The sequence below is a fragment of the Micromonospora parathelypteridis genome, from assembly GCF_014201145.1.
Classification (GTDB): domain Bacteria; phylum Actinomycetota; class Actinomycetes; order Mycobacteriales; family Micromonosporaceae; genus Micromonospora; species Micromonospora parathelypteridis.
In genome coordinates this window covers 702590-723860 of the sequence record NZ_JACHDP010000001.1, presented here as the reverse complement: position 1 = coordinate 723860, position 21271 = coordinate 702590, and the positions used below count along the sequence as shown (strand labels likewise).

The following is a 21271-nucleotide window of genomic DNA, read 5'->3' as shown; positions in this document are numbered from 1 at the left end:
GTCATCCCTCCGTCTGGTCGACGCCGAGCGCGCGCAGCAGGGTTTCGCGGTACGCGAGGAATTGCGGCTGCCGGTGCGAGCGCGGCGCCGGCAGGTCGATGGCGAGGTCGACCGCGATTCGACCCGCGTCGAGGAGCAGTACCCGGTCGGCCAGCGTGATCGCCTCGTCGACGTCGTGGGTGACGATGAGGACCGTCGGCCGGTGCCGGGCGCACAGTTCACGTAGCAGGCCGTGCATGCGGAGGCGGGTCAGCGCGTCCAGCGCACCGAACGGCTCGTCGGCGAGCAGCAGTTCCGGCTCGGACACCAGCGCCCGGGCCAGCGCCACCCGTTGCTGCTCGCCACCGGACAGCTCATTCGGCCAGGCGCGCTCCCGCCCCGCCAGGCCGACCTCGGCGAGCGCCGCGAGGCCCCGCTGGTGGGCGTCCGGCCCGCGCAGGCCGAGGACGACGTTGTCCAGCACGCGCTGCCAGGGCAGCAGCCGGGCGTCCTGGAAGACGACCGACGAGTTCTCCGGCACGTCGACCAGGCCCGAGCCTTTGACGTCGCCGTCCAGCCCGGCCAGCGCGCGCAGAAGGGTGCTCTTGCCCGAGCCGCTGCGGCCCAGCAGCGCCACGAACTCGCCCGCGCCGATCTCCAGGTCGAAGCCGTCCAGGACGGCCCGATCGCCGAAGCCGCGCACCAACCCCTGGACCCGGACGGTACGGGTGGCGGTCAGTCCGCCAACGTGCGTCGCCACGACAGCGCCCTCCTCTGTGCGAGCCGGACGGCGCCGTCGGACAGCAGCCCGAGCAGTCCGTACAGCACGAGTCCAACGATGATCACGTCGGTCTGGCCGTACTCGCGGGCCAGTTCCATCATGTAGCCGATGCCGCTTGTCGAGTTGATCTGCTCGACGACGACCAGGGACAGCCACGCCCCGACGACCGCGAACCGCATACCGAGCAGGAAGCCGGGCAGCGCGCCGGGCAGCACGATCCGGCGGATGAAGGCGGTCCGCCGCAGCCGCAGGGACTCGCCCAGTTCGACGTACCGGCTGTCGATGGTGCGCAGCCCGTTGTGGGTGTGGATGTAGACGGGGACGAACACGCCCAGCGTGATGGTGATGACCTTCATCTGCTCGCCGATGCCGAACCAGAGGACGAGCAGCGGAATCAGGGCGAGGGCCGGGATGGCCCGCTTGATCTGGATCGGGCCGTCGAGGATGGCCTCACCCCACCGACTCAGGCCCGCGAGCAGGGCCAGCACCGTGCCGATGACGGTGCCGATGGCGAGGCCCAGGCCGGCCCGTTGGGCCGAGATGGCCAGGTTGTCCTGAAGCCGGCCGTCGGCGATGAGGTCACCCGCCGTCGTCACCACGGTCCAGGGCGCCGACAGGGTACGCGGGTCGAGCCAGCCGGCTGCCGAACCGGCCGCCCATACGGCCAGGAGCAGGAGCGGACCAATCGCCGCCCCGAACGGGATGGGGCGACCCGGCTTCAGTCGGCGCCGCGGGCGGCCGGCCGGGGCGGTGGCGGCCGATCTGGGCCGGGTCAGCGTCGTGGCGGTCACGGGGTGCCTCCCGCAGCCAGTGCCTCGGCACCTACGGATTCGTACCGCCGGTCGTACAGGTCCTCGGCCTTGAGGGGCTTGTTGCCCGTCTCCTTGGCCAGCAGGTCGATCGTCTCCTGGTGCCGGCCGATGGCTTCGGTCCAGCTGGCCGGGATGTCGGCCACGCCGCCGTTCTCGACCAGCCACCTACCGTCGTCGACGGTCAGGCCCTGGTCCTTGACGTAGTACCGCTCGATCCATTCGTCGGGATTGGCCTCGCGCCACCGCCAGGCCCGCGCCCACGCCTGCACGTACTCGCGGATCGCCGCGGCCTTGGCCGGATCGCCGAGCACGGTGACGGGCGCGTACAGGTGACCGGGGTCGTCCCGCAGTCCGTGGGCGATCGCGGTCGCGCCGTCCCGGCCGTACTTGGTCTCGTAGCGTTTGATCTGCACGCCGCCGATCGGCGCCACCTCGACCTGGCGGCTCGCGAGCGCCGTCGCGTAGACGTCGCCGGTGCTCGGCAGCTCGACCAGCTTGACGTCCTTCTTGGTAAGGCCGGCCTTGTGCAGTACCCGCAGCACCAGCGCTCCCTGCGCCTGCCCCGGGCTGTACGCGATCTTCTTCCCACGGATGTCGGCGAGGGTGGCGACCGTGACGCCGGGTGCGATGCCGAGCCGGTAGATGGCGTGGTTGAGTGGGTCTTGGCGGTACTTCGAGGCGACGATCTTCGTGGGGATGTTCGTCCAGTGCGAGTGGATCGGCGGGATGTCCGCCACCGACCCGACGTCCAGCGCCTTCGCGCGGAACGCCTCCAGGGTCTGTGGGCCGCCGCTGATGTTGGCCCACTCCACTTCGAAGGTCAGCTTCTCCGCCTCTCCGGAGAACTCGATCGCCTTCTGGTGCTCCTTGTCGCCGATGACGAGCTTGGTGCCCTTCGGCACGGCCTGCGGCAGTGGTGCGGTGGCGGCCAGGGCCGCGGCGGGTGTCTCGTCCCCGGCGCAGGCGGTCAGACCCAGCGTGACCGCGCCGAGGGTGGCGGACAGGAAGGCCCGGCGATCCAGGAGGGATGGTGACGGCACTTACGACTCCTTCGTGGCTGGTTGCAGGGCGGCGTAGCGCCCCATGTGGTAGAGCAGAGGTGCGCCGTCGCTGTGACTACCGATCAGCGGCTCGGCGAGCACGATCGCGTGGTCACCGGCGGGCACCCGCTGGGTCACGCGACACAGGAGCCAGGCGACCGGCTCGTCCAGGAGCGGCACCCGGTGCCGCCCGTAGCGCCAGCGCGGGTGTGCGGCGAACCGGTCGATGCCGCTGGTCGCGAAGTTCCGCGCGACGTCCTCCTGGTCCTCACCGAGCAGGTGCACCGCGACGTGCTCCGCGCCGGCGATCGTCGGCCAACTCGATGACGATCGGGCCAGGCAGAACGACACCAGGGGCGGGTGCAGCGACACCGACGTGAGCGAGGTGACGGTGAACCCGACGGGCGGTTCACCGGCGGCGGTGACCACCGCGACCGTGGCGGCCTGCCGGCGCAGGAGGGCACGGAAGGTGTCCGGGTCGACCGGGGTCACGGGTTCGGCGATGACAGTCATGACGGTCCTCCTGGGTCGACAACGACGGTCACGCGCCGCCACGGGTACGCGTGGGCGTGCGGCGGCGCGGATCCGATGATCGGTTCGAGGAGGCGGCTGCCGGTCGTCGTCGAGCCGGCGGCGCCGCAGGTGGGAGAAGCGGGGAACGCTCGCTCAGCGGCAGCAGCCGCAGGCGGCGGTCCAGCCACGGCAGCAACCCCGCGACACCGCGATGGCGGTGCCCCGAAGCAGGGTGTGCTGGCTGGTCATGGGTACGACGCTAACCCACAATTCCTATGTGTCAACTAGGATTTCATGCGCTGGGACGCGCCCAAGGCTAGAATAGAAGGCCATCGATATATCGCCGGGTCGGGAGCTGAGGGAGCCACCACCATGACCATGCCAGGTCGAGGACGCGTATCCGCCCGGGTCCGCCCGGTCCTCGCCACCGCCGTGTCCGTCCTCGTCGTGGGGGTGCTCGCCAGCGCCGGGCCGGCCAAGGCCGCCGATCCGCCGCACAGGGTGGACAACCCGTACGTCGGAGCCCAGGTCTACGTCAATCCCGAGTGGGCCGATCGCGCCGCCGCCGAGCCGGGCGGCGACGCCGTCGCCGGCCAACCGACCGCCGTCTGGCTGGACCGGATCGCGAGGATCGAGGGAACGGATGGGGTGATGGGCCTACGCGAGCACCTGGACGCCGCAGTGGCACAGCGTGCCGACCTCATCCAGTTGACGCTCTACGATCTGCCGGCCCGCGACTGCGGTCGACGGGCGCCGCCGGGTGAGCTGACGATCGAGGACATCGCCCGGTACCAGACGGAGTTCATCGAACCGATCGTCGAGATCCTCGCTGATCCCCACTACGCCGACCTGCGGATCGTCGCCCTCGTCGAGCCGAACTCGCTGCCCAACCTCGTCGTCAACACCGGCTCCCGCTACACCGCCACCCCGGCCTGCGACGAGGTGCAGGCGCGCGGCACCTACCTGGATGGGATCGGGTACGCCCTGGCCCGGCTCGGCACCGTACCCAACGTCTACGCGTACCTGGACATCAGTCACCACGCCGAAGTCGGTTGGCCGGAGGACTCCGGTCCGCTGACGGCGTTGCTGTACCAGGCCGCGACCACCGCCGGCAGCACGGTGGCGAACGTCCATGGCTTCGTCGCCAACACCGCCAACTACTCGGTCCTGCACGAGGAGTACTTCCGCGCCGACGACGTCGTCAACGGCCAGCCGGTGTACCAGTCCAGGTGGGTCGACTGGAACCCGTTCATCGACGAGGTGCCCTACGCGCGACACCTGCGCGAACTGCTGACGGGCGCCGGCTTCTCCCCGGAGGTGGGCGTAATCGTCGACACCTCTCGCAACGGCTGGGGCGGCCCGGCCCGACCCACCGGTCCGGCGACCACGGGCGATGTGAACCGTTACGTCGACGGCAGCCGGATCGACCGGCGGGCGAAGGTCGGGAACTGGTGCAACCAGGTGGGCTCCGGCCTCGGCCAGCGGCCAACCGCCGAACCGGAACCGGGCATCGACGCCTACGTGTGGGTCAAGCCTCCCGGCGAGTCCGACGGCGCGAGTGGCAGCCCGAACACGGGCGGGCCGTACGAGCCGCTGTGCGACCCGAACTACGTGCCGCCCCGCGGTTCCTCGTACGACACCGGGGCGATGCCGGACGCGCCGCCGTTCGGAGAGTGGTTCCCGGCGCATTTCCGTCAGTTGCTGGCCAATGCCTGGCCACCGGTCTGAGCGTCGCTGAACAGGTCCGGGTGCGGGCGGCGCCTGGCCGCCCGCACCCGTCCGGTCTTGCCGGCTCGACTAGCTCGACCGCACCGGGGTCGCCCGGTTCAGCGCGGGCGGGCGGACCGGGGACGCCTTCTCCAGGTAGCGCCACAGGGCGTCACCGCCGTTGTACAGGCTGCGGTCCTGCTTGCGCGCATCGAAGAGCGCGGTGAAGCCCGGCGTGGCGTTCTTGGCGAAGAAGTTGTTCGCCAGGGTCGCGATCCGGTACGTCGACTTGGGCTTCAGCGGCTTCCCACCGATCCGCACGCTGGCGGGGTCGACCCGGTCGCCGACCGGCCTGGACAGGTCGTAGCGGTACTGGACGTTGCCCGACACCGCCATCTGCCGGTACGTCACAGTGCCGTCCGCGGCCTGCTGCCACTGACTCTCCAGCAGTTTGTCGAGCTGGGCGCCGGTCACGTCACCCCGGACCAGCCCCACCCCGATGCCGCTGTCGTAGACGGTGCCCAGCGCGATCTCGGAGAAGAGCACCTGACCCGGGGCGTCGGCCGGGTTGGCCGGGTCGGCGGCGTACTTGACGTCCCGGCGCAGGATGCCGGGCATCGCGACCGCCAGGTCCGCCTTGCCGTCCTTCTTCGCGGCCCAGAGGAACGCGTCGGCGGCGACGTTGTACATGGTCGACTCGGCGCTGTCGCCCGGGGCCCGGGTCAGGTCGGCGGTCACCCGCCCGGCCGGCAGGTTCGACCGCTTCGCCAGCTCGGCGCGCCAGTAGTCGGCGATCCGCAGGGTCTCGGGGTCCGGGGTCACGTCCTGGGTGTTGGCGTGGTTGACCGAGGTCGTCCGGTCCCGCAGCACCTCGCCGGTACGCGGGTCGAGCTGGAGGTTGATCTCGTTGAACAACCGGCCGTGGTTGGCCGCCTCCACCACCGGGCGCGGGTTGCCGGCCGGGTCGGGGAGCATGCAGTTCACCAGGGCGTGCCAGTGTCCGGTGATGATCGCGTCGACGTCCGCGCTGATCCGGGCGTTGGCGTCGTACATCGGGCCGAACGGGTTGACACACTCGTCGTACCCGGCACCGGCCTCCTGGGAGTAGCCCTCGTGGATGACCGCCACGATGGCCTTCACGCCCTGCCGGCGCAGCACCGCGGCGTACTTGTTGACCGTGTCCGCCTCGTCGAGGAAGTCGAACCCCTCCGGGGTATAGGACATCTGCTCCTCGGACATCAGCTTGGTGGTGGCGTGCACGAAGCCGACCGGCAGCCGGCCGCCGTGCCCGTCGCTGACGTACTCCACGTGGTACGGCGGCATCTTCGGCTTGCCGCTGCGGTCGTCCACCAGGCTGCCGGAGTAGTAGTCGTAGTCCGCGCCGTGGAATCGCCGGCCGGTCGAGTCGGTGAAGCAGATGTCGTTGTCGGGCCGCCACCGGCAGGTGCCGTCGTCCATGTGCCGGAGGAAGTCGTAGCCCCGATCCATCTCGTGGTTGCCGACCGTGGAGAAGTCCAGCCCGACCGAGTTCAGGTACTCGATGGTCGGCTCGTTCCAGAACCAACCGGTCTCGTTCGGCCAACCGCTGAAGTCGTCCCCGGCGGAGAAGAGGATCGAGTTGCGCTGGCCGGCCTGGCGCTGCTTGAGGTGTGTGGTCAGGTAGGCGCCGCCGCCGACCTGACGAGCCGGCTCGCCGGCCCGGGCACCGGGCACGGTCGTGGTGTAGTCGCCGAAGTAGCCGTGCAGGTCCGTGATGGACAACAGTTGCACCGGGACCGGCGTACCCGGCCGGGCCGGCGAGGCCAGGGCGGCCGGCGGGGCCGCTCCACCGGCCAGCAGCAAGCCGGTGGCCACCGCGGCGACCAGAGCGGATCTGCCGCGCCGGAGCAATCGAGCGCTGTCACGCATGTGTCGGGCTCCCAAAGGTGGTACGGGTTGGTTCGCCCGGACAGCCTCTGCCCATTTGATCAACATCGTGTGAACTGCCGTGGTGCTCGACCTGACCACGCACTGACGATGCGCTCTCGGGAAGGGGCCTGAGCCCGTACGACGTGCGAGCCGAGGCATTCCTGGTCGCGCTGCGACGGGGGCCAGTTAGGATAAGAGCCAATTTTTCACCCCAAATCCACCCTGGACAGGTGTCGACCTTGCCTCACATTTCGGGTGCCGTGCTGGCGGTGCTGCTGGCATTGACGCCGATCGTGCCAGCGAACGCGGCTCCGCCGGAGCAGTCGGACTTCTCGCTGACCGTCAGCCCCAGCCGGATGGTCGTACCGGCCGACGAGATCGGGCAGCCGCGGCAGTTCACCGTGACCAACCGGGGTCAGTCGGCGATCGACGTCTCGACGCGAACGGCGAGCTTCGCGGTGGACTCCAGCGGAGAGTTGACGTTCCGCTCGGACGCGGCACACACCGCGATCGACTGGGTCACGGTGGGCCCGGAGCGCTTTCGGCTCGCCCCCGGCGCGGCCAAACTGGTGGACCTCCGGATCGCGGTGCCGGCGAGCGCGGAGCCCGGCGAACATCAGGTCGCGGTGATCTTCTCGACGCCACCGCCGGCCGGCGCTCGTGGGTTGAGCGTGCGCCGCAGCGTCGGGGCACCGGTCTATGTCACGGTGCCGGGGGGCGCGGTCGAGGCGGTGCAGGTCGCCGAGGTCGCCGCGCCCAGGTTCGCCCTGCGTGGTCCGCTGGCGCTCACCGCGACGGTACGCAACGTCGGCACCCTGCACCGCGACTTCGTCGCGGCTGACCGGTTGCGGGCCCGGGTGGCGGGGGAGGACGTGACGTTTCCCGACTTCACCCTGCTGCGGGACGGCAGCCGGCAGGTCAGCGCCCGGTGGGACGATCCACCCCTGCTCTGCGTCTGTCGGGTGAACGTCGCGGTGTCGAACCCGGACGGTCGATCGGGGAGCGCCCAGGCGACGGTTGTCATCCTCCCGTTGCACCTCATCGGCCCGACGGTGGGTGGCCTCGCGCTCCTGCTCCTGCTCGGCTGGATGCGCCGCCGCCGCCGGGTCCGGCCCGCTGCGGTGACGCCGACGACGTCCGTCCGTCCTGATTGGTCCGGCCGACCCGTCGAGCGCGATCCGACGAGTGGCTCTCACGATTCACGTCAGCACGCCTAATCTCGTTACTCCTCGGTGTTTTGTCCCCTTTTTCCCGATTGCCCTCTAACGAGAACTATCGGCTGTCATACCCTTACTGCGGCTTATGAAGGGTTGACGCATGCACATGGCGATGGTGAATGGCTTTACGACGAACGCCCGCACCAACACGCGGTCCCGGCGCGTGTTCGGTCGCGGCGGGGTTCGACGCCGAACTGCCTTCGGCGTCGTCACCACGTTGCTGGCCACTCTGGTCGCCGTACTCAACCCGGTTGTCGCCGAGGCAGCGGGCACCGTCCTGTTCAACCAGCCCTTCCACAACAACACCCCGGACGGACTCGGGCCCGTCGTTCTGCCGGCCCTGCCCGCGGCGTCCACCACCCCGAACTTCGCCTGCCTGAGCGCCTCCGGCAACGTCAGCACCGGAGCGCTGCACAGTTGTGCGACGCAGACCGACGCGCCCGGCAGCGGCAAGCTGCGACTCACCGACGCCACCATCAATCGGACCGGTGGGCTCTTCGGGGCGACAAGCGTGCCCACCGCGTCCGGCCTGGACATGACCTTCAACCTCTACCAGTACGGCAACACCGGCGGTGCGGACGGGATGACCCTGGTGCTCGCCGCGGTAGACCCCGCCAACCCGGCCGCGCCGGCCACCATCGGCCAGTCCGGGGGAGGGCTGGGCTACACCGGTACGAGGACACTGCCCGGTCTGGCCAACGGCTACCTGGGGATCGGGTTCGACGTCTTCGGCAACTACAGCACCACCACATACCAGGGGAGCGGCTGTACCGACCCAGCCTTCGTCACCGCCTCCAGGATTCCGGGTCAGGTGCTCGTCCGGGGACCCGGTCGGGGCACGGTCGGCTACTGCGGGCTGAACAGCACCGCCACCAACGGATCGTCGCCAGTGGTCCCACTGCGGGCGAACAACCGCGCCGGCTCGGTCGTACCGGTCGAGGTGGTCATCAACCCGACCACCTCGTCGTTCACCACCGCCTCTGGTCTGGTGGTAGCGGCCGGACGGTACATGGTGGTCTTCCGGCCGGTCGGCGCGAGCGTCTCGCGGGTCCTGGAGGGGCCGCTACCCGCGGTCGCCCCGGGTCTCTACCCCTCGCCGACCTGGCTGAACAGCAACGGCATCCCGCGCCAACTCGCCTTCGGCTGGGTGGCCTCCACCGGGTCGGTGGTGGACAACCACGAGGTCGACAACACCAACGTGGTGACCTTCAACCCGGTGCCCGACCTGAACGTCACGCAGACGAGCTACACCGGCCCGAACCCGCAACCCGGTGATCCGGTCAACTACACGGTCGTTCCCTCGGTCAGCGTCGGCGCCAACGAGACCGCCCCGGTCTCGGTGACCGCGACCACGCCGACCGGTGTGGTGCCGGTCGGCGCCTTCGGCAGCGGCTGGGTCTGCGCGGCTCCGTCGGGGCAGACCATCACCTGTACCAACAGCAACGGACCGTTCGCCAACGGGACGTCGTTACCACCGATCTCGGTGGTCGCCATCGTCACCGGGTCCGCCGTCACACCGTCAATCATCCAGACCCAGTCGACCGTCACCGCATCGTCCATCGACGCCAACCCCGGAATCTCCACCACCACGGTCGTGGGCACACCGCCGGCGACGCCGAGCGGGATCACCGTCTCGCCCGCGACGAGCACCATCGCCGGCGGCGTCGCGGTGACGGTCGGCGGGACGAACATCGCCGGAGCGACCGCCATCGAGATCGGCACCACGGCGCAGCAGCAGGCTGGTACGCCGGTCGTCCTGCTGCCCTGCCCGTCCGGCCCCGCACCCGGCTGCTTCACGGTGAACGGCGACGGGACGTTGAGCATCTCGTCCATGCCCGCCCGGAGCAGCGCCGCCACGGTGAACGTCACCGTGGTGACCCGGGGTGTCGCCGCCGCGGCCAGCTACGTCTACACCGACGTGCCGGCCACCCCGGCAGCGCCCACCGCGACCGCCGGCCTGGCCAACGCCACGGTGAACTGGACGGCACCGGCGAGCAACGGCAGCCCGATCACCAGCTACATCGTCACCCCGATCCGAAACGGGGTGGCACAGACCCCGATCACCTACGACACGTCCACCACCAGCCGGGTCATCTCCGGTCTGACCCTCGGCGCGAGCTACACGTTCACCGTCGCGGCGGTCAACTCGATCGGCACCAGCGCGACGAGTCCGGCGTCCAACGCGGTGGTGCCGTACGCGCTGCCCGGGGCGCCCACCATCACGGCGGCCAGCGCCGGCGACTCGTCGGCCCGGCTGACCTGGACCGCGCCCAGCACCGGCGGCAGCCCGATCACCTCGTACGTCATCACGCCGTACATCGGCGGAGTGGCGCAGACCCCGCAGACCTTCGCCAGCGCGGCAACCACCCAGACGGTGACCGGGTTGACGCCGGGCACCGCGTACACCTTCACGGTGACGGCCCGCAACGCGGGCGGTGCCGGACCACCGTCGGCGCAGTCCGCGCCGGTCATCCCGAACCAGTCGCCCAGCCTCACCAACCCCGCGCCGCCCGCCGGTCAGGTCAGCGTCCCCTACAGCAACCAGCTCACCGTCAACGGCGGTACGGCACCGTTCGCCTGGTCGATCAGCGCGGGCAGCCTGCCGCCCGGGGTCACCATCAACGCGAGCACCGGCCTGCTCTCCGGCACCCCCACGACCGCCGGGACCTTCGACTTCACCGTCCGGGTGCTCGACGCCAGCAGCCAAGCGGCCACCCAGGCGCTGAGCATCGTCATCGCGCCGCTGCCCACGCTCACGTTCCCGCCGCCGCCGCAGGGGCAGGTCGGCATCGCCTACAGCGACCAGCTCACGGTGAACGGGGGCACCGGCCCGTTCGTCTGGTCGGTGAGCGCGGGCAGCCTGCCGCCCGGGGTGACCCTGAACGCGAGCACCGGTCTGCTCTCCGGCACGCCCACCCTCGGCGGCAACTTCTCGTTCACCGTCCGGGTGGTCGACTCCTTCGGCCAGGCCGCCACCAGGACGGTCGCCCTCGGCATCACCGCCTCGCCGACGCTGACGTTCCCGCCGCCACCGCCCGGCCAGGTCGGCGTCCCGTACAGCACCCAGCTCACGGTGAACGGCGGAACCGCGCCGTTCGTCTGGTCGGTCAGCGCGGGCACACTGCCGCCGGGTCTGACCCTGAACCCCAGCACCGGTCTGCTCTCCGGCACCCCCACCACCGAGGGCAGTTCCAGCTTCACGGTACGGGTCGTCGATGCCGCCGGCCAGCAGGCGACCGCACCGGTCACCCTGGTGATCACCACTGGGCCGCTGGTCGTGACGAAGACCTCGAACGTGTCCACCGTGGCGGCCGGTGGAACGGTGAACTACACGATCAGCGTGACCAACACCGCCACCGTCGCGCTCAGCGGCGTCACCATCACCGACCCGCTCGGCGGGGTGCTCGACGACGCGGTCTACAACGCCGACGCGACCGCCACGTCGGGCACCGTCTCGTTCGTCAACCCGACCCTGAGCTGGACCGGCAACCTGGCCGCCGGCGCGGCCGTGACCATCAGCTACTCGGTCACCGTGGCCAGCCCGCCGACCGGCGACCTGATACTGACCAACACGGTCACCTCGCCGACGCTCGGCACCAACTGCACCGCCGGTAGCCTCGACGCCCGGTGCACGGCCACCGTGCCGATCTCCGCGCTCACCATCGTCAAGACGGCGAACAGGACCACCGCGACGCCCGGCGACGTGGTCAGTTACACCATCGCGGTCACCAACACCGGGCGGGCCGCCTACCCGGCCGCCACCTTCACCGACGCGATGGGCGCGGTGCTCGACGACGCGGTCTACAACAACGATGCGGCGGCGACGACCGGTGCGGTCTCCTTCAGCTCGCCGAACCTGACCTGGACCGGCATCCTGGCGGTCGGCGCCAGCGCCACCATCACGTACACGGTTACCGTTCGCGTGCCGGACCCCGGCGACAAGGCCATGACCAACACGGTCAGCTCCGGCAGCCTGGGCAGCAACTGCCCGGCCGCCGGCAACGACGCCCGTTGCACCGCGACGGTCACCGTGCTGGTGCCCGGCCTGGTCCTGACCAACACCGCGAGCACCGCGAACACGACGCCCAACTCCACCGTCGGCTACACGGTCACCATCACCAACAGCGGGCAGACCGCATACACCAGCATCAGTGTCGCCACCTCGCTGGCCGGGGTGCTCGGTCGGGCCACGTACAACAATGACGCGACCACCACCGCCGGTGCGCTGTCATACACCAGCCCGATCCTGACCTGGAGCGGGGACCTCGCGGTCGGCGCGACGGTGACCGTGACGTTCAGCGTGACGGTCGGCCCGGCGACCACCGGCGACCCGGTGCTGACCAGCGTGGTGTCGTCCTCGGCGGTCGGCAACAACTGCGCCCCCGGCAGCGTCGACCCGCGATGCAGGGCGTCGGTCACCATCCTCATCCCCGGGCTGACGCTGCTCAAGACGGCGAGTGTGCCGAGCGCGACGCCCGGCGCGGTGGTGGCCTACGAGATCGTGGTGACCAACACGGGCCAGTCCGCCTACCTCGGGGCGAGCTTCACCGACTCGCTGGCAGGGGTGCTCGACGATGCCGCCTACAACGGTGACGCCACCGCCACCTCCGGGACCGTCAGCTACACCAACCCGACCATCTCCTGGAGCGGCGACCTCGCCGTCGGCGCGTCCGCCACGATCACGTACTCGGTGACCGTCAGCAGTCCCGCCACCGGTGACCGGTCGATGGCCAACCGGTTGGTCTCCCCGACACCGGGCGCCAACTGCGCCACCGGCAGTGTCGACACCCGCTGCTCGGCGGCGGTCGCCGTGCTGCTGCCGGGGCTGACCCTGACCAACACCCCGAGCGCGGCCACCGCCACGCCCGGCGACACCATCGACTACACCATCACCATCGCCAACACCGGGGAGTCGGCATACCCGGCGACGACAAGTGTCACCAACCCGCTGGCCGGCGTACTCGACGACGCCGTCTACAACGGAGACGCCTCCGCCGACAGCGGGACCGTCGGTGTGTCCGGGTCGGTGCTGACCTGGACCGGCGCGCTCGCGGTGGGAGCGACCGTGACCGTCCGCTTCTCCGTGACGGTGCAGAACCCCGACGCCGGAAACCGGGTGCTGACCTCGACGCTCAGCTCGACGGCGGCCGGTAGCAACTGCCCGCCCGGCACGCCCGCCGCGGCCTGCACGGCCACCGTCACCGTGCTGCTTCCCGGGCTGACCATCGTCAAGACCGCGGACAGCGCCACCACCGTCCCCGGCGGCGTGGTCACCTACACCATCACCGTGACGAACAGCGGTGAGTCGCCGTACGCGGCCGCGCAGTTCACCGACTCGCTGGCCAACCCGCTCAACGACGCCACCTTCAACGGTGACGCGACCGCCTCGTCCGGCACGGTCAGCTACGCCTCGCCGAACCTGAGCTGGGTGGGCGCGCTGGGCATCGGCGCCGTCGCGACCATCACGTACTCGATGACGATTCTCGACCCGGACCCGGGCGACAAGTCGCTGGTCAACAGGGTGGTGTCCAGCACCCCCGGCAGCAACTGCGCGACCGGCAGCAGCGACGCGCGCTGCACCGCCACCGTGCTGGTGCTGGTGCCCGCGCTGACCATCACCAAGACCTCCAGCGTGCCGACCACCACGCCGGGCGCGACCGTCGGCTACACCGTCACCATCAGCAACACCGGGCAGACCGCGTACCCGACGGCGACCGTCACCGACGCGCTGGCCGGTGTGCTCGACGACGCGGCCTACAACAACGACGCGGTGGCCTCCGCCGGCACGGTCGGCTTCGTCAGCCCCAACCTGATCTGGAGCGGATCCCTGGCGATCGGGGCGTCGGTGACGATCACCTACTCGGTGACGGTGGCCGACCCGGTCGGCGGTGACCTGATCCTGACCAACCGGGTCAGCTCGACGGCGGTGGGCAGCAACTGCCCGACCGTCGGCGGCAGCGACGCCCGCTGCACGGTCAGTGTGCCGGTGGCCCGCCTGGTGATCGCGTTGAGCGCCGAACCGGAAACCGTCACGCCGGGTGGGTTGATCCGGGTCGGCGCGACCTTCACCAACACCGGCCAGGTGCCCTACCTGAACACCAGGGTGAATCTCGACTTCGGCGGTTTCATCGACGACGTGCTGCCCACCGGTGACCAGACCGCCTCCTCGGGAACGTTGACCGCCGGCGGTGGCGGTGCGGTCTGGACCGGTGACATCGCGGTGGGGCAGACCATCACGCTGACCGGCACCGCGACCGTGCTCGACCCGGACACCGGCGACCGGCAGATCACCGGCCGCGCGTTCTCCTCGGCTGCGGGCAACAACTGCCCACCCGCGAGTACGGATCCGCGCTGTGTCTTCAGCGTGGCGGTGCTGGTGCCGGGCCTCGCGCTGGACGTCGTCGCGGACACGGCGACCGCGGCGCCGGGGCAGACCGTCGGTTACACCGTGACGATCACCAACTCGGGTACGGCGCCGTACACCGCGATCAGTGTGGCCAACTCGCTGGCGTCGGTGCTGACCGACGCGACGTACAACGGCGACGCGGTGACCAGCGCCGGAGTTCTGGCCTTTGCCGGCACCACCCTCACCTGGAGCGGTGACCTGGCGGTCGGCGCGGTCGTGACGATCACCTACTCGGTGGTGGTGCGCTCACCCGATCCGGGCAACAAGATCATGGTCAACACCCTGCAGTCCACGGCCGTGGGCAGTACCTGCACCCCAACGGCCCAGGCGCCCGGGTGCACCTCGACCGTGCTCGTCCTCACCCCGGCGTTGACCATCGCCAAGTCGACGACCGCCACGACGGCGCTGCCGGGAAGCGCGGTGCCCTACACGCTGACCATCACGAACTCCGGACAGATCGACTACACCGCGGCCAGCGTCGCCGACGACCTGGCCGGCGTGCTCGACGACGCGGCCTACAACGGGGACGCGAGCGCCACGGCCGGTACGGTCTCCTACGCCGAACCGGTGCTCACCTGGACCGGCGACCTGGCCGTCGGCGCCACCGTGACGGTCACCTACACCGTGACCGTCGACAATCCGGCCCTCGGCGACGACGTGCTCACCAACGTCGCCAGCTCCGCCGCGGCCGGCGCCAACTGCCCGGTGGGCGGCACTGATCCCCGGTGCACCGTCACCGTCACGATCGTCGACGAGTCCCAACTGACGTTCGCGAAGTCCGCGAGCGTGGCCTCGGCCACCGTCGGGTCGGTGGTCACGTACACGGTGGTGGTGTCGAATTCGGGACTCACCCCGTACCTGGGCGCGACCTTCGACGATTCGCTCGCCGACGTGCTCGGCAACGCCGTCTACAACAACGACGCCGCGGCCGGAGGGGTCGGCACCATCAGTTACACCGCACCGGTGCTCACCTGGACCGGTGATGTGCCGACGGGCGGATCCGTCACCATCACCTACAGCGTGACGGTGCAGCCGGTCACCGGGGACAACCTGATGGTCAACACCCTGGTCTCCGACTCCGATGGCGGGAACTGTGCTGTCGGCAGCGTCGACCCGCGGTGCACCGCCCAGGTCACCGTGGCGCAGGTGACCATCCTGAACACCGCCGACATGGCCACCGTGCTGCCCGGTGGCACGGTCGTCCTCACCACCACCATCACCAACGACGGCGGCACCGCCTACTTCGGCGCGGTCGTCAACCTGGGCGGCGCGGACCTGCTCGACGACGCCGTACCGATCGGCGACGAGGTCTCCTCCGGCGGGTTGGTGGTCGGCCCGGCTGGTCTCGCGTGGACCGGTGACCTGCCGGTCGGCGGCGTGGTGACCATCGCCTCCACGTTCCTGGTCCGGAATCCGGACCCGGGCGACAAGGTCATCTCCGCCACGGCCAGCTCGGCGATCCAGGGCAACAACTGCCCGGTGGGCGGCACCGATCCGCGTTGCACCGTCCGGGTCGACGTGCTGGTGCCGGCGCTGAGCATCGTCAAGGTAGCCAACACACCCGTCACCACGCCGGGCAGCACGGTCGGCTACACCATCACCGTCAGCAACACCGGCACCGCCCCGTACCTGGGCGCGGTGGTCACCGACGACCTGACCGGCGCACTGGACGACGCGAGCTTCGGCAACCCCACCGCCACCGTCGGCAGCCTGTCGTACGCGGCCCCGACGTTGACCTGGACCGGAGACCTCCTGGCGGGGCAGAGCGCGGTCATCACGTACACCATGACGGTCTTCAGCCCCGACCCGGGCGACAAGACGATGGTGAACGCCGTCTCCTCGACCGAGGTTGGCAGCACCTGCCCGCCGGCCAGCTCCAACCCGGACTGTTCGGTGCTGGTGCCCGTGCTCACCCCCAGCCTGGGCATCACGATCGCTGCCGACAGGGCCAGCACCACGCCCGGCGGCACCGCCGGCTACACCATCTCCATCGTCAACACCGGACAGACCGCGCAGACCGGCGTCACGGTGACCAACTCGTTGGCGGGGCTGCTGGACGACGCGACCTACAACGGCGACGCCGTCGCGAGCACCGGTACGGTCACCTTCACCAGCCCGAACCTGCAGTGGTCCGGGAGCCTCGCTCCCGGGTCGACGGCGACGATCACCTACACCGTGACGGTCGCCAGTCCTGACAACGGCAATCGCCTCCTGACCAGCCAGGTCAGTTCGGCAGCCGCCGGTAGCAGCTGCGTCGTCGGCAGCACCAACCCGGCCTGTACGGCCACCGTGACGGTCTCGGTGCTCAGCATCGTGAACACCCCGAACGCCCCCACTTCGGTGCCGGGCGGCACGGTCGTGTTCACCACCACGGCCACCAACACCGGCACGACCCCGCTGACCGCGATCGAGATCACGACGAACTTCGCCGGCTCGGTCGACGACGCCACGTACAACGGCGACGCCACGGCTTCGACCGGCACCGTGGTCCTGGTGCCCAACACGTCGTCGATCCGGTGGACCGGTGACCTGCCGGTCGGCGCCTCGGTCACCATCACCCGCTCGTTCACGGTGCGCAACCCCGACACCGGCAACCGGATCATGACCTCGGTGGTCACCTCCACCGCACCCGGCAACAACTGTCAGACGGGCGGCACCGACCCGGCGTGCACGGCGACGGTCACCATCCTCGTCCCGGCGCTGACCGTGCTCAAGACCGCGGACCGGGCCAGCACCGTCCCCGGCGGCGTCGTCGGCTACACGATCACCGTCACCAACGTCGGCGAGACCCCGTACAACGGTGCCACCGTCACCGACAACCTGGCCGGCCTGCTCGACGACGCCACCTACAACGGCGACGCCGTCGCCAGTTCGGGCGTCGTCTCCTACGCAGCGCCGGTCCTCAGCTGGACCGGTGACCTGGCGATCGACGGGTCGGTGACCATCACCTACACCATCACCGCCGACGATCCGCAGACCGGCGGGAACGTCCTGGTCAACACGGTGAGCTCCACCGCCGCCGGCAACAACTGCCCGTCCGGCGGCTCCGACCCGGCCTGCACGGCGACCGTCCAGGTGCTGCTGCCGGCCCTGAGCATCAGCAAGCACGCCAACGTCGGCACCACCACCCCGGGTGGAACGGTGGGCTACACCATCACCGTCACCAACAGCGGCCAGACCGACTACACCGGGGCCACCCTGAGCGACAGCCTCGCCGCCGTGCTCGACGATGCCACCTTCAACAACGACGCGGTGGCCACCGGTGGCGTGGTGTCGTACACCGCGCCAACCCTGACCTGGACCGGTGACCTCGCTGTCGGCGGCAGCGCCGTGATCACCTACTCGGTCGCGGTGCACAACCCCTCCGACGGCGACCGGAGCATGACCAACGCCGTCACCTCCACCACGCCGGGCAGCAACTGCCCGGCCGGGGGAACCGACCCGGGCTGCACCGTCACCGTCACCGTGCTCATTCCGGCGTTCAGCATCACCAACGTCGCCGACGTGGCCACCACCACGCCCGGCAGCGTCGTCCGGTTCACCGCCACCTTCACCAACACCGGGCCGACCCCGTACGTCGGCATCCGGGTCGTGACCGACGCCTCGAACGTCTTTGATGACGCCCGGCCCAACGGGGACCAGGTCGCCAGCTCCGGCACCCTGACCGTGGTCGGCGCCGACGTGACCTGGATCGGCGACATCCCGGTCGGCGGCGTCATCGTCATCACCGGCACGGTCACGGTCAACAACCCGGACACCGGCAACCGGACCCTGGCCAGCACCATCACTACCGACGCGCCCGGCAGCAACTGCTCGACCGCCGCGCCCGGACCCGCCTGCACCGTGACGGTCGCCGTGCTGCTGCCCGGCCTTGCCATCGACAAGACCGCGGACAACCCGACCATCACGCCGGGCGGCACCGTCACGTACACCATCACCGCCACGAACACCGGCGAGACGGGGTACGTCGACACGACGATCACCGACTCGCTCGCCGGCCTGCTCGGTGACGCGGTCTACAACGCCGACGCCACCTCCAGTTCCGGGGTGGTCTCGTACACGGCTCCGGTGCTGACCTGGCGCGGTGACCTACCGGTTGGCACCGCCGTGACGATCAGTTATACGGTGACGGTCAGCGGCGGCCAGACGACCGGTCGCATCATGGCCAACACGGTCAGCTCCGACGCACCGGCCTCGAACTGCGCAGTGGGCAGCATCGACCCGCGGTGCAGCGTCCGCGTCGCCATCCTGATCCCCGGGCTGGGCATCACCAAGACCGCGGACACCGCCACCGTCACCGCCGGCGGCACGGTCACGTACACGATCACGGTCACCAACACCGGACAGTCGCCGTACACCGGTGCGACCCTCGCGGACTCGCTCACCGGAGTGCTCGACGACGCCGTCTACAACGCGGATGCCACCGCCAACTCCGGCGTGGTCTCGTACGCGACGCCGGTGCTGACCTGGACCGGTGATCTCCCGGTCGCGGCGGTCGCGGTGATCACCTACTCGGTCACGGTCAACTTCCCGGACAGCGGGGATCGGAGTCTGGTGAACACCGTCAGCTCCAGCACCGTGGGCGCCGACTGTCCGGGATCACCGGCCTGCACCGCCACGGTCGCGGTCCGGATCCCCGAACTGAGCATCACCAAGACCGCCGACACCGGCACGGTCGTCGCCGGCGGGACCGTGCGGTACTCGGTGCTGATCACCAACAGCGGGCAGTCGCCCTACAGCGGCGCCACGGTCACCGACTCGCTCGTGGACGTCCTCGACGACGCCGTCTACGCCGGTGACGCCGTGACCACCACGGGCGTGCTGTCCTACACCGCCCCGGTGCTCACCTGGACCGGTGACCTGCCGATCGGTGCCACCGCCGCGATCACCTACAGCGTCGCCGTCAACCAGCCGGTGTCCGGCGACGGGAGCCTGGTCAACACCGCGGCCTCCACCACCCTCGGCAACACCTGCCCGGCGGGTGGGGGCAGCGCGGAATGCACCGCGACGGTCGTCGTGGCCGCCCAGTCGATCACGCTGTCCGGCCTGCCGGTCGGGTTCACCCTGACCGGCAGGCCCCAGCAGGTGGTCGGCCAGCCGGAGGCGGTCACGATGACCGTCACCACCAACAGTCCCACCGGGTACGCCGTGACGGTGCGCGGGCTGGCGCCCGAACTGGTGGGTGCGAATCCCGAGAACCCGTACACGATTCCGATCGAGAACCTGCGGGTGCGGGAGAGCGGTACCAGCGTCTTCCGGGAACTCTCCGATGTGACGCCGGTGGTGGTGCACCGCCAGTCCGGGCCCTCGGCACCTGGCGGGGACGCGATCGGCAACGACTACGAGGTCAGCATCCCCGCGGTCGTAGCCGACGAGTACTCCGCGACGTTGGAATACGTGGCGATTACCGAGTAACAGCCGGAGGAGCATCATGCGAAGGATCCCTGTCCTGGCGACCGTACTGGCCGCCTGGGTGCTGGCCGGGCCGGCGGTCTCCCCGGCGCAGGCGGCGGCCCCGACGCCGAAGTCGCACGCGTCGGCCCCGAAGCCATCCGCCTCGCCGGACGGGCCGCTGCTCAGCATCACGGTGGACGACGGCCGGACGGCCGTCGCCGCTGGCGACGAGTTGACCTACCGGCTCACCGTCCGCAATCTCGGCGCCAGCACGGTGGCCGACGTCAAGGTCTCGCAGAGCCTGCCGACCGGGTTGACCCTCGTCTCCGCCGACCGCGGGGGCAAAGCCCGCGACGGCGCGGTCACCTGGGCCACCGATCTCAAGGTGGGTCAGGAGTCGACCTTCACCACCGTGGCCCGGGTCGGTGAGACGCCGAAGGATCTGTTGCGACTCGCCACTGTTGCCTGTGCCACCGCCAAGGGTGGTACGAAGCCACTCGTCTGCGCGACCCACTCCGATCTGCTCCCGGCCGGCGCTGTCGCCCCGGTCGCCGAGGACACCGGCACCTCCTGGGTCTGGTACGCGGGTGCGGCGGCGGCGCTGCTCATCATCGGCCTGGGGGCGTTCGCCCTGCTCCGCCGCTACCGGCGGCGTCGGGTCGTACCCGCGCACGCCCACCCGGCGTCCCGCCCGACCGAGAACACCGACCGGATGGCCGGCGCGGTCAGTCTGGATTGAGCGGGCGTCCTGCCCCGGTGGCCGCCGAGCTGCGGCCACCGGGCCTGGGGCTGGCGTACGGTGCCGATCAGGCGACCGAGTGGGTGACCGTTCCGGTGTAGTCGCCGACCACCGTGGACGGTGACAACTCGAGGGTCAGGGTGGGGTTCCAGCTGGCGCTGTTCAGCCCGTCGCCGGTGGTCCTGCTGAACGCCGTCTGCCGTACGGCGAGTGACACCGCCTCGGCCGCGGTGGGTTGACCCGGCACGAGGACGCCCGTGCCGACGTTCTGGGTAGCTGGCCCCGACCAGTACTCGATCGTGCTGGCCGGGATCGTCTCCTCCGGCGTCGCGCCGCCGGTGGTGAAGTCGGTTGCGGTCACGGTCGCCACCCAGGTCGCCGCGAGTTGCGCACGATCGTCGATGACGGTGACCGTGCCGAGTTGACCGGTGACACCCCCGTCGGGTGAGCCCTGACCAAGAAATGCGCTCGCCGGCGTGATGATGGAGAGTTCGCCGCCGACGACGACGACGGTGGCCGTGACGTCGCCGGTGCTGTCGGCGCGGGCGGGGGTGGGAAGACCCACAAGACACGCCGCTCCGATCGCCACGGTCAATTCGAATGACCTACGCATACTCATGCCCGCCATCACGTCCCAGTCCGCTGTCTTTGCTCGCACCGAGCGTAGCGGCTGCATACTCCGCCCACTCGCAAAGCGGGCATATCGGTCTATCCACCGCCGGCGGGCGGAAGGGCGAAGCGGTGATTCCGAGTTCGCCGGTAAGAAATCCGCTTC

General features: G+C 70.3%; 10 protein-coding genes. 4 read left to right on the top strand and 6 right to left on the bottom strand.

Annotated features, from left to right (window positions below; genetic code table 11):
- Position 1: 1 nt before the first annotated feature.
- The 4 genes from HNR20_RS03015 to HNR20_RS03000 are packed head-to-tail and all read right to left on the bottom strand — an operon-like array spanning position 2 to position 3125.
- Positions 2-739 (bottom strand): ABC transporter ATP-binding protein, encoded by a 738-nt coding sequence (locus HNR20_RS03015; RefSeq protein WP_184176276.1) that lies wholly within the window; start codon positions 737-739, stop codon positions 2-4.
- Positions 715-1551: an ABC transporter permease gene (locus HNR20_RS03010; RefSeq protein WP_184176274.1), complete on the bottom strand. Its 837-nt coding sequence runs from the start codon at positions 1549-1551 to the stop codon at positions 715-717. The genes HNR20_RS03015 and HNR20_RS03010 overlap by 25 nt, the downstream gene beginning before the upstream one ends.
- Positions 1548-2612 carry an ABC transporter substrate-binding protein gene (locus HNR20_RS03005; RefSeq protein ID WP_184176272.1) on the bottom strand — a complete coding sequence of 355 codons (1065 nt, stop codon included), beginning with the start codon at positions 2610-2612 and terminating at the stop codon, positions 1548-1550. The genes HNR20_RS03010 and HNR20_RS03005 overlap by 4 nt, the downstream gene beginning before the upstream one ends.
- A complete protein-coding gene (locus HNR20_RS03000; RefSeq protein ID WP_184176270.1) occupies positions 2613-3125 on the bottom strand; it encodes a flavin reductase family protein in 513 nt (170 codons plus the stop codon).
- 372 nt (positions 3126-3497) lie between these two features.
- Here HNR20_RS03000 and HNR20_RS02995 point away from each other — a divergent pair, with 372 nt between their 5' ends.
- A complete protein-coding gene (locus HNR20_RS02995) occupies positions 3498-4853 on the top strand; it encodes a glycoside hydrolase family 6 protein (protein ID WP_221309677.1) in 1356 nt (451 codons plus the stop codon).
- Positions 4854-4922: 69 nt separating this feature from the next.
- On the opposite strand, the gene HNR20_RS02990 is transcribed toward HNR20_RS02995, so the two are convergent.
- On the bottom strand, positions 4923-6740 hold the full coding sequence (locus HNR20_RS02990; protein ID WP_184176268.1) for a bifunctional metallophosphatase/5'-nucleotidase: 1818 nt from the start codon (positions 6738-6740) through the stop codon (positions 4923-4925).
- A gap of 230 nt (positions 6741-6970) precedes the next feature.
- Here HNR20_RS02990 and HNR20_RS02985 point away from each other — a divergent pair, with 230 nt between their 5' ends.
- From HNR20_RS02985 to HNR20_RS02975, 3 genes are all read left to right on the top strand, one after another.
- Complete coding sequence (locus HNR20_RS02985; RefSeq protein ID WP_184176266.1) at positions 6971-7957, top strand: COG1361 family protein; 987 nt, start codon at positions 6971-6973, stop codon at positions 7955-7957.
- A 106-nt stretch (positions 7958-8063) separates the two neighbouring features.
- The gene (locus tag HNR20_RS02980; protein WP_184176264.1) at positions 8064-19778 is read left to right on the top strand and encodes a beta strand repeat-containing protein; all 11715 of its coding nucleotides are present in this window, start codon (positions 8064-8066) and stop codon (positions 19776-19778) included.
- Between the two features lie 16 nt (positions 19779-19794).
- Positions 19795-20496, top strand: a complete 702-nt coding sequence (locus HNR20_RS02975; RefSeq protein WP_184176262.1) for a DUF11 domain-containing protein — start codon at positions 19795-19797, stop codon at positions 20494-20496.
- 67 nt (positions 20497-20563) lie between these two features.
- On the opposite strand, the gene HNR20_RS02970 is transcribed toward HNR20_RS02975, so the two are convergent.
- A complete protein-coding gene (locus HNR20_RS02970) occupies positions 20564-21115 on the bottom strand; it encodes a hypothetical protein (RefSeq protein ID WP_229687500.1) in 552 nt (183 codons plus the stop codon).
- Positions 21116-21271: the final 156 nt, after the last annotated feature.

What these genes read in the sequence shown, in the direction of transcription:
- HNR20_RS02990 (WP_184176268.1), bottom strand. Translation starts at nt 6,740, where the DNA reads ATGCGTGACAGCGCTCGATTGCTCCGGCGCGGCAGATCCGCTCTGGTC.
- HNR20_RS02970 (WP_229687500.1), bottom strand. Translation starts at nt 21,115, where the DNA reads ATGAGTATGCGTAGGTCATTCGAATTGACCGTGGCGATCGGAGCGGCG.
- HNR20_RS03000 (WP_184176270.1), bottom strand. Translation starts at nt 3,125, where the DNA reads ATGACTGTCATCGCCGAACCCGTGACCCCGGTCGACCCGGACACCTTC.
- HNR20_RS02975 (WP_184176262.1), top strand. Translation starts at nt 19,795, where the DNA reads ATGCGAAGGATCCCTGTCCTGGCGACCGTACTGGCCGCCTGGGTGCTG.
- HNR20_RS02980 (WP_184176264.1), top strand. Translation starts at nt 8,064, where the DNA reads ATGGCGATGGTGAATGGCTTTACGACGAACGCCCGCACCAACACGCGG.
- HNR20_RS02995 (WP_221309677.1), top strand. Translation starts at nt 3,498, where the DNA reads ATGACCATGCCAGGTCGAGGACGCGTATCCGCCCGGGTCCGCCCGGTC.